The following is a 12,148-nucleotide window of genomic DNA, read 5'->3' as shown; positions in this document are numbered from 1 at the left end:
CTGGAAGTTTGAAGCTGGAGGCTAGAAGTGAATTACATACTGTAAAACTTCCCGCTTCCATCATCCATCTTCCTTACCAAATTATTTCCCCAAAATTTCTCTTAAAATTCTGGCGGCGTTGTAAGCATCGTCTGCTCCGCTGTGATGATTTCCTTCAAAATCCATGTTCATAAAATGTAAGGCTCTTTTTAAACCCATCATTTTAAACAGTCCATTGTATTTTTTGAACTGATACATAATATTGATGTAGTTTTCGGAAAAAGGATTTTCGATACCGAGATAATCGCACTGTTCCATGATCTGCTCTTTGTCAAAGTTTCCAAAACCTGCCCAAGTAAGCTGAGCTGAGTGATATTTATCTTTGATTTTTTCGCAGGCTTCTTCGAAATAGATTCCTTTTTCTTCGATGAGCTGCGGTGTAATTCCTGTAAGATTTGTACAAAATTTATTGATTTCAGATCTTTCGGGAATTACATAAATGCTTTGTTTTTTGGAAATTTCCTGCGTTGTTCTGTTTAATTCGCAAATTCCTATTTCTATAATATCGGTTTTTTGGCCGGCGGGAATTCTGTCATTTTCCCAACAAGTAGCTTCCAAATCGATAATTACGATTTCGTTTGTTGTTTTCATGATTTTGATTTTAGGTTGGAAGATGGGAGCATGAAGATGGAAGTTTCACACTATGAAAATACTTCCAGCCTCCAGCTTCAGACTCCCAACTTTTTAATTTCTCGGTGCAAACGGAGGTGTCCATTTTTTCTTTTTCATGATTTCCTTTACTTCCTCGTAAGAAACCGGATAAAAATTATGGCAATCTACTCCTACATCGAAGCTCAGAGCCATTTCATCGTCGGGTAATGTTCCGTGCGAATGACCGTAAAGCTGCCAAACTCCGCGGTGTGAGCCGTTCCATGTTCTCATGGCGTAATGAAAGAGGATGATCTTCTGTTTGCCGTTGCTGTTTTCAGGCTCATCAATTTTCAGTTCGTGATAATCTCTGATGGAAGCAAATCGTTTTGGATAAGTCAATGCTGCACCTTCATGATTACCTTTTATCAAATGAATGTTTCCGTTTAACCGATCCAGGATTTCTTTCGTGAAATCCGGTTTGCCTAAACTGATGTCTCCTAAATGATAAACGGTGTCATCTTTACCTATTTTCTCATTCCATCTTTTGATGAGTTCTTCGTTCATGTGTTCCAAAGACTCAAAAGGTCTTTCGGAGAATTTTATAATGTTTTCATGACCAAAATGATGGTCTGCTGTAAAAAATATGTTTGGTTTCATTTTTTTTAATTGTTTGTTTTTAACTATAATATTTCACTATTTCCTCTGTCATTCTGAACGGAACGAAGTGAAGTGAAGAATCTCTAAAATCTTTATGTGAGGTTCTCTGAACTTCGTTCGCATCTCTTCAGGCTGTGTCAGAATGACAACTTAATGCATAAATTTTGAAATTTTAGTTCAATAAATATTAATTCGTTAAGGTTTCATCACCATCCACAGGTCTTTGAAATCCGGAATATGAGTTGTAATCAATGATGAGTTGTGTCCGGAGTTTTCTTTTACTTCACGGGAGCCCCACTCACCACGTTCTCTGTAAGGAATTACTTCTGCCCAGACTGCTTTTGACGGGTCTATCGCCAATAAAGCTGCCACAGTATCATGAAGTGCCTTTTCTTTGAGTTCCACTGCTTTAAGAAACAGCTTCAATCCTTTGTTTTCATTTCGAAACGGGATCAGGATTTCGGCATCTTTCATTGTAAAAACAGCAGCATGACAAACATTTTTACTGATCATCCGTCTCTCAGTCATTGGGATTGAAAGCAGCTTTTCAGCAGCCAATGGATTTCCATTCAGATTGAATGTCGCACAGGTAAGTTTTCCGTCAAATTTTTCCAGTCGATGTTCTTTTTGGACAATATTATCGCCTGCAAAACCACCCTGACAAAACCAACGATCGAAGAAAACTCCGGTTTCCCACAATGAATGCGGATTTGTAAGTGCTGCTCCCGTCAATAAAGTACAATCTGGAAATTGATGAAGTGTTTCATTCATAACGTTTGCTGCGGTATCATCCGCTTCTGATTCCTCAAATTTTCCGATCCAGTCTTGGTAAAAACCCGAAATACGGCTCGCCGAAGATTTTGGAGTTCCTGCGCCGACGCGGACATCTTCCCTATCCAGAATTTGCAGAACACGTTTTACAAATCCTATCTGATCTTTTCCTCCCGGATGTACGGATACGCTTGCGAGATGAACCTTGGGATGCGTCGCCAAAACAGACAACGTCATCGAATCATCAGGATCAGCCGTTTCCATATCGAAATGAAAAGGTAATTTATTTTGCATGATTATTTTTAGTTTTTTTAATTTTAACTGAATAAATAATTTTAATTAATTGATTTATAAAATCATATTAATTTATCGCAAAGAAAAACAAAAGATTTTTTTTACTTATTGAGAGTTGGTAAGCTAAACAAAGGCACTTCGTTTATTTAAAAAAGACAAAAATGGTATTACTTTGATAAGTTTTACGCCTTTGTATATCTTAAAAACTGAATTCTTAATAATTGAAACTCTTTGTTTTACCTTGCGTTTAAGAAGACTTATCACGAACTCAGGTCAATTAATTTCCCTGAAATGCTTTATAAAAAGCGGTTTCAATTTCCAGTTGATCGCTTTCGACATATCGTCTCGAAAAGTGAATAGGAACTACTTCTTTTACTTCACATTCTTTCATGATTTTACCGGATGCAGAAGCAAAACTGTGATAGTTGATCTTTGCAAATTCCTGATCTTCATCTTTGTAGAATGTTTCGATATACACCATATCCGCTTCTCTGAAAACCGTTTTAATTTTTTCATAATTATCTTCGCAGACTGCGTGATCCATGATTACGCCTAATTTATATCCTTTGTTTCGAGTCAGAAAGTGAAATAAATCGGAGGCTTTATAAACCGTTCCTTCGATTTCAATTTCTTTTTCGGAATCGTTGTTTTCAAAGGCTTTCTTCAGTTCGCTGATCCATTTTCCTTTTTTGAATTCTAACCCGTTTTCATTAAAAGTCACCGAATCTTTTTCCCTGAATAAATACGCGATGGAATCTGTTTTGTGATCCAAAATTGCAAAATCAACATTTACATATTCGTCTTCAAAAAGGAAATTCTGAGTTTCTATCAATTCCAGATTCCAATGTGGAGGACGAATTTTATAGACATTAATTTCTTCTTTAGAAACGATTTCTCTAATCTCATATTCAATCGCATTTTCATCAATTAAATTCCAAGTGTAAGATTTTAATCTTGCTTCAATTTGCTGATGAATATTTTTCGGTCCGCAAATCACGATTTTTTCTCCGCTTCCAATCTGATGTCTGAAAATGCCGTCGAAATTGAAAAAGTGATCAATGTGAGTATGACTTATGAATATCGCTGAAACCGACTGTACTTCTTTTACCGTCAGTAAACTCGCTTCACCGCAATCGCATAAATAATGTTTTGCTGAATTGGGTACTTTTATTAATATACTGATGTCTTCTTTTAATAGACTTTTTATTTCTGCCTGTAACATTTTTTTCTAATTTTTTTTGATTATCCGTTATCAATCATAATACTTGATTTTAACGCTAAGCACGCAAAGATTCTTTATAAACAAACTGTTTTTAAGGTTCGCAGAGGCGTTAAAACTTAACCAAGATCGCAGAGGTTTTTATTATGACAAATTACAGACAATCAGATTTTTTTAACAATAATTAATTATTTCTGCTGTCATTCTGAATGTAACAAAGTGGAGTGAAGAATCTCTAAAAAATATTACATAGATTCTCTGAACTTCATTCGCATCCCTTCAGGCTGTGTCAGAATGACAAACTTTCTGCATAATGGATAGATAAATTTATGATTCAATTTTACACATAAAAAGTTCCGATAAAATAAATTACCGAAACTTCATCTTTATTTAAACAATAAGTTCTTTTACTGATATTCTTCGTACACCAAAGTCAGATTTTCTGATCTTGCACATACGGTTGTCAGCAGTATGATGGAAAACGATACCCTCCATATCATTTTCGGGATTGCTCAAAAAGCTCTTGATAAATTCAAAATCCAGACTTTCTAAACTAAGAATATTTTTGCCATGTTTTACCAATAAATGACCTTTAATATTCTCAGGATTTCCTTGTATCTTTTCACCAATGAGTTCGTAGGTTCCATCTTCCACCCTGCCCAATTCAGCCAAAGCAGTGAAACCTTCCCAGAAGTATTGATCTTCTTTTTTACCAATGTCACACGCTATCCAATGCGGATGATGACCTGTAATAAGATCCGCTTCCTGACACGGAATTGCGCCTTCAGGAGCTGTTTTTCTTTTTTTGGCATCGTATCTTTTGTATAATTTACCGTTGATTACTGCACATGCAGAACCATCAAACTTTTGTGTAGCAATAGCTTTCCCATCAAAAACCCAGTTGTTTTCAGGATTAATTTCGTTAATGACTCTTCCTAAATTATGTATATCTTTTTTGAATAATGTACTTATCTTTTTCATTTTTAATAGTTTTAATCACAAAAGTTTTTATTCATCGGCATAACTCTCAAAACTATACTTTTGCGGAAATTAATTCTTCTTTTACGATGTCAATTACTAAAGAATTCAGTTTTTTATTGATTCTTTTCTGTTCTTCTTTCTCAATGGTTTCGAAAACTTTCGGGAAATCTTTTTCAAAATCTTCTAAAATATCCTGCGCAAAAAGACCAATGACTTTACCAACCATTTTGGGTTCGAATTCACCAATTTTGCTGACCACGTTGTTTAGCCTGTTTGCAGTTGCATATTTTTGGATTTCTTCCCAGATATTCTGAGCTTTTTCGCTAAAGCTGATTTGCTTTTGAGCGGTTTTTTCCTGTTTTCTTATCACTTTAGATTTTTCAATCCATTTTTCATTTTTATTTTTCAAAATGACTCTTGAGCCGTTTCCAAAATATCTGGTTTTTAAAGTTTTCACAATGGTTCCTTCACACCTATTGTTCTCAATTTCAGGAAGTCCAAGCCAGCCCGGAATTTTAGAATCGAAAACATTCGGAAACTTCAAAGCATCTTCCAAAGTTCCCTGAAAAAGAATTTTTGCATAGAAAAATCCGGTTTCTTCGAAAATTTCATTCACCACATCAGTATCCAGATAAGTAGTTCCGTTCAGCTTAATGTCGAATGCGTAAAATTCGTTGTGCGGAGCATATTCAATACCTTTCTGCACTTTTACCGCATCTTTTACAGGCTCCACTTCTTTGTGTTTGTAACCTCCGCCGAACAATTCACCGTAGATCACAACCGTTTCAACATCGGGATGAATATTTTTCACTTTTTCGAATACTTCGATGACGTTTTTTCTGTAGCGTTCTAAAATCTGATCTGCGTTGAAGAATTTTTCATCCTTTTCGATGAAAGCAGTTCTTTTGCCGATTTTAATTTCCTTTCCGTCGGTAAAGAAAGAGAAATTAGCTCCGTGAACCTTCTCCTGCACGATGAAAATCTCATCCCAAAAACCCTGAATCCTGATCTGATCGATCACACGGTTTTGGTAAGCATTTTCTATAGAGTTATATGTTTTGAAAATCATTTTTTTAAGTTTTTAATTTATTTTAACCACAAAAGAGACAAAAGATTTAACACTTTAGGACACTTAAGTTTTTAAAGCTTAACACTTTGAAAATATTAAGTACACATAAGAGAAAATCATAGATTTTCATTTGTAGTTTAACTTATTTCTAATTCGTTATTCCTCATCTGGATAACGTGTCTTTGGGCGTGAAGCGACAGGAAATAAATGTATTCATACACATTGATTTTCCCGAGTTCGTTCACCGTCATTGTTGTTTTGCAGAGGAGACCTTCGCCATTTTTCATCAAGTTTAAATAACTTGAACATTGATGATATTGCTGAGCAATTAAATTTCTTATTTCAGTTAAATTTAATTCTCCTTTCGGCTCCATATGCTCTGGTCTTATCCATTCAAAAGCTCCATACTTGCCTACTTCTTCAAACTTTTCCTGATTGAAACTGTAATTTTTTATTTCAAGATTCAAGTCAGGATGCAGATAATTCCGCATTGCTTTTTTTGAGCCTTTTTCAATGAGTATCAACAGATAAAAGTTCGTGAGATAAATGTGTTCCAAAATCTGCTGAACTGTCCAACCTCCATTTGATGGCTGAAAATTCAACGTTTCATTGTCTTTATCAAACCATTTGTCAACCTCATCAAAACTGAATTTCAAATGCCTTTTTATGTCTTCTATCAATCTAAAAATATCCATTACCATTTTTTAAAGTTTTTTAAAAGGCTTTCAATATTTTCTTTTCCTACAGGATTCATGGAGTGGCAATAGAATTTTGGCAAATCCAAATAGTTATCCATACAATATTCTACCAGCCATTTTGCACAATCGTAGCCTGTTTTTTCCACAAATTCCTGAGAATCGGGTTTCAAATAATGTTCATCGGCAAGATCGTGGTCAAAAGAGATCATTTCCGGAAGTCCTTTTTCCAAAATCCTGTTGACAAACTGTTCGTAATTCCGAACGATATGCCAGTCTTTTCTGAGGAAAATATCCTGTTTTGTATAGTGATACGCTTCAACAGGATATCGTATATCATCCAGAAACAGTAATCTTTTTGTTAGTTCCATTGCTTATTTTTTTTAATTTGAAAAGTAAATGTTCAAAGCTTTGATAATACTTTTCACATTTGTATTCGGATAAAATCCGGAACTGTTGATGCAGTTGATTTCAACAATTTTCCAGCTTTCATTGGTTAAACAAATATCCATTACAAAAGCTTCTTCCAGATTGAAAAGCTGAATCATTTCATTGGCGAAACTCAGTCCGTCTTCAGAAACTTTTTCTTCAAAAGGAGCATTATCATTGAATTTATAATATCCGGCATCAATAATCTGTCCGCCAACAATCCAAAGTCTTGCTTCTTTGATCGTTCGTTTTGCTTCAGAAATCTGAACCAAAGAATCTTCTGTAATTCTGTTGGTTTGATTTTGCAATGCTTCAAAAGCAAAATCTTTCCATTCCGTTTCGTTGAAGACTTTTCCTGTAAAAATTTTCGCTTCATTGTAAGGTTTGATGAATTTGAGTTCATCTTTTTTCCAAATCAATTCTTCCGAAATTTTGTGAACGGAAACTTTGTGATTCAAAAGGTTTTCACCATAATATTTAGAATACACTTCATACAGGTGATTTCCTCCGTAAAAAGAACCGGGAAACCAATCTGTATTTTGCTTTGCCAATCTTGCAATCGTCACCGAACCGTATACGAAAACATCTTTTCTGTCTGTTTCGAAGTCAATTTTTTGTGCGGTTGGAGGAATATTAATTACGCTGTAATCAATATTTAATTCTTCCAAAGCATCAAAAATTCTGTAATGATCGGGATCTAAATATACATTAGCCTGAACTAAAAAATACATGGTTATTTGTTTTTAGGGTTCTTTTATTTGCTTTTTACAATACCCGCCAATTCCAGTTTTGCATCTTCAGGAAATCCTGAAAGTCCGGGAATATCGTTGTATTCTACAATTATTTTTCCTCCGTTTTCTGTTTCCAGAACATCAATCGCCACAATATCTGCTTTGATGTTTTCCTGTAACAGTTTTACTTTTTCTATCCATTCTTTTTCGGGCTCGATGAGTTGATATTGCTGAGTTAAAGAATTGGCTTTCCAATATTTCCCTTTTCTTTTCATTGCCCAGACTTTATCATTGATAGCCAGATAACGGATGTCATATTGATAATCAATAAATTTCTCTGTCGTCACATAATCCTGATGAATAAAGAGTAAATCTTTCAGTTCTTCCCATTGTTCTTCGGTTGAAACCAGACTTTTTCCATATCCACCATGATGATTTCCAACTTTAACCACGAAAGGAAACTGCATTGCCAGATTTTTCAATTGGGCTGTATTAGTTGCGACATTAAAATCAATCACAGGTAATCCAAGCTTTTTCAATCTGTTTAACATGGATAATCTTTCGTAACCTATTAATAATGTTAAAGCTGAATTCACACAGGGAATTCCTGAATATTCAATCAATTCCAAAATGTTTCTGTATTTTGCTTCAGGATTGATCGCTCCCAATCTCCAAAAAATAACATCCGGTTTGCAGACTCCATTCTCATCAATGGCATACAGTTCAGCATTTTTTACAATAAATTCTGAGGTCTGAACTTTCTTCTGAACCACATCAAATCCTGCAAAGTAATCCTGCCAGTATTTTTCTCCGTTGATGATTAAAATTGTTTTCATTGTTTTATTTTTTTTTGGATGGCGGCTAGAAGCTGGATGAGGAAGGTAATCGAAGCGTTTTAAACTTCCGTCTCCCATCATCCCACTTCCCGCTATTTTATCACACCATCATATCAGCACAATTGGAACTTGCGAAGGCGTAAGGTTTTGCTTTAAACACATATCCCATTCCCAGAATATATCCCATTGCGTCTCTTAAGGCAACATTGGATTTGAAATCCGGATCGGTGTTAATGTCTGCGTGTACCTCCATTTCCACTCCATAAGCATCCAGAACAGCGCAAATAGCGTAAGCAATTTCTACGGATTTGTTCACCTCGTTCAGCATACGTTCTTTGATACTGATAGTCTGTATTTCTCTTTCTTTTCTGATAAAGGTAAACGCTCCTTTTCCCTCACGAATAAATACTACTGCCGTAGCATAATTAATGGCTTCCCCATATACATGGGAATCTGAACCTACACAAACCTTCAGTCGGTGTCCATTTGCCTGTTCGCGGATGATGGCTTCTTCTACCAATTGGGTGATAGAGTTTTGGAAAATTTTTCCTGTCATGTTCTGCCATACTTGTTGTTGCGTTTCCATTTTTTCTACATGTTTTGTATTTGTTTAAATATTTATTTTAACGCAAAGTGCGCTAAGTTTTTTTACCTACTATTTGTTTTTAAGTTCGCAAAGGCGTTTGACTACGTCGAATCTTCGATTTCACTCAGCTAAGAACACAAAGTCTGTTTTAAATTCACTTGTGAAGTAAATTCATCATTGAACATTAACATTCCTGCACTCCGAACCGGATTCGAACCAATACCATCAGTTTTGGAGACTGAGATGCTGCCATTACACTATCGGAGTAGTTTTTGTTGATTCATCAGGACTCGAACCTGAACAACAAGAGTCAAAGTCTTGTGTGCTGACCAATTACACTATGAATCAGTTTTATAAGTAATGAGTAATGAGTAATAGGTAATTAGTAATTTTTTTGCGCATAATTCATTACTTATTGCACACTACTTATTACTTATATCTCGTGGAACAGACAGGAATCGAACCTGTACCTTTAGTTTTTCAGACTAACGTGCAGACCTGCTACACCACTCTTCCAATTTTATAGGTAATGAGTAATTGGTAATCAGTAATATTTTTTGCCTGCAATTTATTACCCATTGCTTATTACCGATTACTCATATTTTGTACGGGAAGAGGGATTCGAACCCCCAAAACCTTGAGCCTAAATCAAGTGTGTCTACCATTTCCACCATTCCCGCGGATTTCATTAGTAATGAGTAATTGATAATCAGTAATAAAAATTATCTTCTATAAATTTATAATTCGTATTAACCTTCAATAATTATTCATTGCTCATTACTTATTACTTATATTTTTAGGTTCGAGAAAAGCCTGTCTATATTTATAAACTATGCCTGTAATGTTTTTTTAAAGATCTTCTGCGCTCGACAGACCTTTCTCTTTCCATTTAACCTATTTCTTTGTGAATTGTCAATCGTCAATTTACTTCGTAGTCAATTATTAAATTCACTTGCGGAGCAAAATTCACCATTCACCTTTTCACTTTCCTGTACTCTATAAGGGAATCGAACCCTTGTTTTCTGCTCGAAAGGCAGGCGTCCTGAACCGTTAGACGAATAGAGCGTTTTTGTTGTGAATTGTTAATAGCCAATTTCTTTGCAGTCATTTTTTTAAATTGACAATTGACTATTTACCATTCACTTTTCTTTGACCATCTGACCAGGAGTCGAACCTGAACAACAAGAGTACATTTCCTGCATGCTGCCATTACATTATCAGCGGTGTGGTGGAAGTAGCAGGATTCGAACCTACTCAGCAATGAAGCAACAGATTTACAGTCTGCCCCGACTCTCCAACTTCGGCGTACTTCCCTTTTTTCATGAGTAATAAGTAATTGGTAATGAGTAATATTTTCCAACTAACTTTTTTAATCTTTAATTTTTGAAGAAAAACAAAGCCTGTCTTAATTTTTAGTTTGATGTAAGAACTTCTGCGCTCGACAAACTTTTTCTTTCTTCGGAACTAATCTCATTTTAGTTATTTGAGATGGCTATGGGATTGTTCATAACCTTTTTATTCTTTTTTATCTGAATTCACGAATGTTTCACATTTCAAACCCACTCAGCTTACGCAACGGTTTTGCAGACCGCCCCGACTCTTCCGCTTCGGCGAACCATCGTTTTTATGAGTAATCAGTAATGGGTAATGAGTAATTTCCCAATATTCTGATTATTTTTTTTGTTTAAATTTTCATTAAAAAATAAAGTCTGTCTTATTTTTTTGTTTGATATAAGAACTTCTGCGCTTTGACAAACTTTATTTTCTCTAAAAATTTATATTATGTCACAACTTTTTTCATCCATTTTCAGTTGAGTTAAGAAAAAGCCTGTCTATATTATATCGTGTTTTTGGCTAAAGATCTTCTGCTCTCGACAAGCCTTTTCTTTTTTCTTTTTGAAACAATTAACTTAGTTTGAATTGTGAATAGTCAATTATCAATTTGCTTTGCTTGTCAATTTTTAAATTCACTTACGAAGTAAAATTCACCATTGACCATTCACTTTTCTGTAATTTCGGAAGGACTCGAACCTTCAATCTTCGGCTTATGAAACCGATACTCTAACCCATTGAGCTACGAAATCGTTTTTAATTTGGTGAATAATCAATTGTCAATTTGCTTTGCTTGTCAATTTTTAAATTCACTTACGAAGGAAAATTCACCATTGACTATTCACTTTTTTGCACTCCATAAGGGAATCGAACCCTTGTCGTTCGGTAGAAAGCCGAATGCACTAACCTCTATGCTAATGGAGCAAACTGTCTGGAAAGCAGGGTTCGAACCTGCGACCTCCCGCGTCCAAGGCGGGTAAACAACCACCGTTATCTTTCCAGTTTTGCAGATTCACTTCCATTTTCTTTTCCGGGAGACAGCCGAAGCAGAAGTTTTCCGTGAATCTTTGCGGTCTATGCGAGAATCGAACTCGCAGTGCCCGAGAGACAGTCGGGAAGGTTAACCATTACCTCAATAGACCTTTTGTGATTCCGAGAGGATTCGAACCTCTATATTTGGTTTAGAAGACCAACATTCTATCCTGTTGAATTACGGAACCTTTTTGTAATCCCAGAAGGACTCGAACCTTCAACCTTTGGTTTCGTAGACCAACGCTCTATCCAATTGAGCCATGAGATTGTTTTTATGTTCTGAATTGTTAATTGTCAATTCGTCTTGCTCGTCAATTTTTAAATTCACTTACGAAGTAAAATTCACTATTAACTATTCACATTTTTGGGGTATCTCCGGGGATCGAACCCTGTTCTCCGGTGCCACAAACCGACGCTTTACCAAATAAGCTAGAGAAACCATATACCATAAAAAAAGCGCCTCTTTTCGGGAGGCGCTTTATATTTCTGGACGTGTCAGTTCATTAGCTGACCCATGTATATAAGCACCTTTTTCCCACAAATTCACTATCAAGAAGAATAACACAAGCATATCTTTGCCCCATCGGTTCTGTACCGCGTTGTCCTGAATATAAATTTGATATGTTATGTAATTGTTTCATTTTATTCTTGTTGTTTTAAAAATGTTTTTTTGAAAGGCTTGAAAACATGTTGCTTTCAATTTTCGGTTGCAAAGTAAATATGATTTTTTTTAACTCGCAAATTTATTTTTCAATTAAAATTTTGAAAATCAATCAGTTACGTGCTAATTTTAGAATATAGAATTTCCGTCCGCAATACTTTGCAGATGTCTTAAATACCTAAATGACTGTCTCTCATCGGGTTACTGATCACGCTCTATTTTCTT

The 12,148-nt window shown here is 35.3% G+C and carries 11 protein-coding genes and 13 tRNA genes; all 24 read right to left on the bottom strand.

Going from position 1 to position 12,148, the window contains the following annotated elements; translation table 11 throughout:
- Positions 1-81: 81 nt before the first annotated feature.
- Complete coding sequence (locus B0E34_RS09395; RefSeq protein WP_087708940.1) at positions 82-630, bottom strand: 3'-5' exonuclease; 549 nt, start codon at positions 628-630, stop codon at positions 82-84.
- A gap of 93 nt (positions 631-723) precedes the next feature.
- Positions 724-1,287 carry a metallophosphoesterase family protein gene (locus B0E34_RS09390; protein ID WP_087708938.1) on the bottom strand — a complete coding sequence of 188 codons (564 nt, stop codon included), beginning with the start codon at positions 1,285-1,287 and terminating at the stop codon, positions 724-726.
- A 195-nt stretch (positions 1,288-1,482) separates the two neighbouring features.
- Positions 1,483-2,352, bottom strand: a complete 870-nt coding sequence (locus B0E34_RS09385; protein WP_087708936.1) for a nucleoside hydrolase — start codon at positions 2,350-2,352, stop codon at positions 1,483-1,485.
- Positions 2,353-2,629: 277 nt separating this feature from the next.
- Entirely contained in the window at positions 2,630-3,574 is a 945-nt protein-coding gene (locus tag B0E34_RS09380) for an MBL fold metallo-hydrolase (RefSeq protein ID WP_087708934.1), read from the bottom strand.
- A 387-nt stretch (positions 3,575-3,961) separates the two neighbouring features.
- Positions 3,962-4,552: an RNA ligase 1 family protein gene (locus B0E34_RS09375; protein ID WP_087708932.1), complete on the bottom strand. Its 591-nt coding sequence runs from the start codon at positions 4,550-4,552 to the stop codon at positions 3,962-3,964.
- A 52-nt stretch (positions 4,553-4,604) separates the two neighbouring features.
- A complete protein-coding gene (locus B0E34_RS09370; RefSeq protein WP_087708930.1) occupies positions 4,605-5,621 on the bottom strand; it encodes an RNA ligase, Rnl2 family in 1,017 nt (338 codons plus the stop codon).
- 137 nt (positions 5,622-5,758) lie between these two features.
- Positions 5,759-6,316: a DinB family protein gene (locus B0E34_RS09365; RefSeq protein WP_165762968.1), complete on the bottom strand. Its 558-nt coding sequence runs from the start codon at positions 6,314-6,316 to the stop codon at positions 5,759-5,761.
- The gene (locus B0E34_RS09360) at positions 6,316-6,687 is read right to left on the bottom strand and encodes a cyclic-phosphate processing receiver domain-containing protein (RefSeq protein ID WP_087708926.1); all 372 of its coding nucleotides are present in this window, start codon (positions 6,685-6,687) and stop codon (positions 6,316-6,318) included. Before B0E34_RS09360 ends, B0E34_RS09365 begins: the two co-directional genes overlap by 1 nt.
- A 12-nt stretch (positions 6,688-6,699) precedes the next feature.
- Positions 6,700-7,476: an ATP-grasp domain-containing protein gene (locus tag B0E34_RS09355; RefSeq protein ID WP_087708924.1), complete on the bottom strand. Its 777-nt coding sequence runs from the start codon at positions 7,474-7,476 to the stop codon at positions 6,700-6,702.
- Positions 7,477-7,499: 23 nt separating this feature from the next.
- Positions 7,500-8,312: an ATP-grasp domain-containing protein gene (locus B0E34_RS09350; protein ID WP_087709007.1), complete on the bottom strand. Its 813-nt coding sequence runs from the start codon at positions 8,310-8,312 to the stop codon at positions 7,500-7,502.
- Between the two features lie 100 nt (positions 8,313-8,412).
- Complete coding sequence (locus B0E34_RS09345; RefSeq protein ID WP_087708922.1) at positions 8,413-8,898, bottom strand: ribonuclease H-like YkuK family protein; 486 nt, start codon at positions 8,896-8,898, stop codon at positions 8,413-8,415.
- A 196-nt stretch (positions 8,899-9,094) separates the two neighbouring features.
- A tRNA-Trp gene (locus B0E34_RS09340) sits at positions 9,095-9,165 on the bottom strand.
- Positions 9,166-9,173: 8 nt separating this feature from the next.
- Positions 9,174-9,246, bottom strand: a tRNA-Gln gene (locus tag B0E34_RS09335).
- A 95-nt stretch (positions 9,247-9,341) separates the two neighbouring features.
- Positions 9,342-9,414, bottom strand: a tRNA-Phe gene (locus B0E34_RS09330).
- A 90-nt stretch (positions 9,415-9,504) separates the two neighbouring features.
- Positions 9,505-9,578 (bottom strand) — tRNA-Leu (locus tag B0E34_RS09325).
- A 312-nt stretch (positions 9,579-9,890) separates the two neighbouring features.
- Positions 9,891-9,963, bottom strand: a tRNA-Glu gene (locus tag B0E34_RS09320).
- A 161-nt stretch (positions 9,964-10,124) separates the two neighbouring features.
- Positions 10,125-10,211: transfer RNA gene (locus B0E34_RS09315), tRNA-Tyr, on the bottom strand.
- Positions 10,212-10,908: 697 nt separating this feature from the next.
- A tRNA-Met gene (locus B0E34_RS09310) sits at positions 10,909-10,982 on the bottom strand.
- A 100-nt stretch (positions 10,983-11,082) separates the two neighbouring features.
- A tRNA-Glu gene (locus B0E34_RS09305) sits at positions 11,083-11,154 on the bottom strand.
- 6 nt (positions 11,155-11,160) lie between these two features.
- A tRNA-Pro gene (locus B0E34_RS09300) sits at positions 11,161-11,232 on the bottom strand.
- Positions 11,233-11,300: 68 nt separating this feature from the next.
- A tRNA-Asp gene (locus B0E34_RS21310) sits at positions 11,301-11,372 on the bottom strand.
- Between the two features lie 5 nt (positions 11,373-11,377).
- Positions 11,378-11,450, bottom strand: a tRNA-Arg gene (locus tag B0E34_RS09295).
- A gap of 6 nt (positions 11,451-11,456) precedes the next feature.
- Positions 11,457-11,530: transfer RNA gene (locus tag B0E34_RS09290), tRNA-Arg, on the bottom strand.
- 97 nt (positions 11,531-11,627) lie between these two features.
- Positions 11,628-11,701: transfer RNA gene (locus B0E34_RS09285), tRNA-His, on the bottom strand.
- Positions 11,702-12,148 lie beyond the last annotated feature (447 nt).

It is taken from the genome of Chryseobacterium mucoviscidosis (assembly GCF_002177115.1).
GTDB classification, from domain to species: domain Bacteria; phylum Bacteroidota; class Bacteroidia; order Flavobacteriales; family Weeksellaceae; genus Chryseobacterium; species Chryseobacterium mucoviscidosis.
Note: the sequence above shows the minus strand (reverse complement) of the source record. Positions and strands in the feature narration are given on the sequence as shown.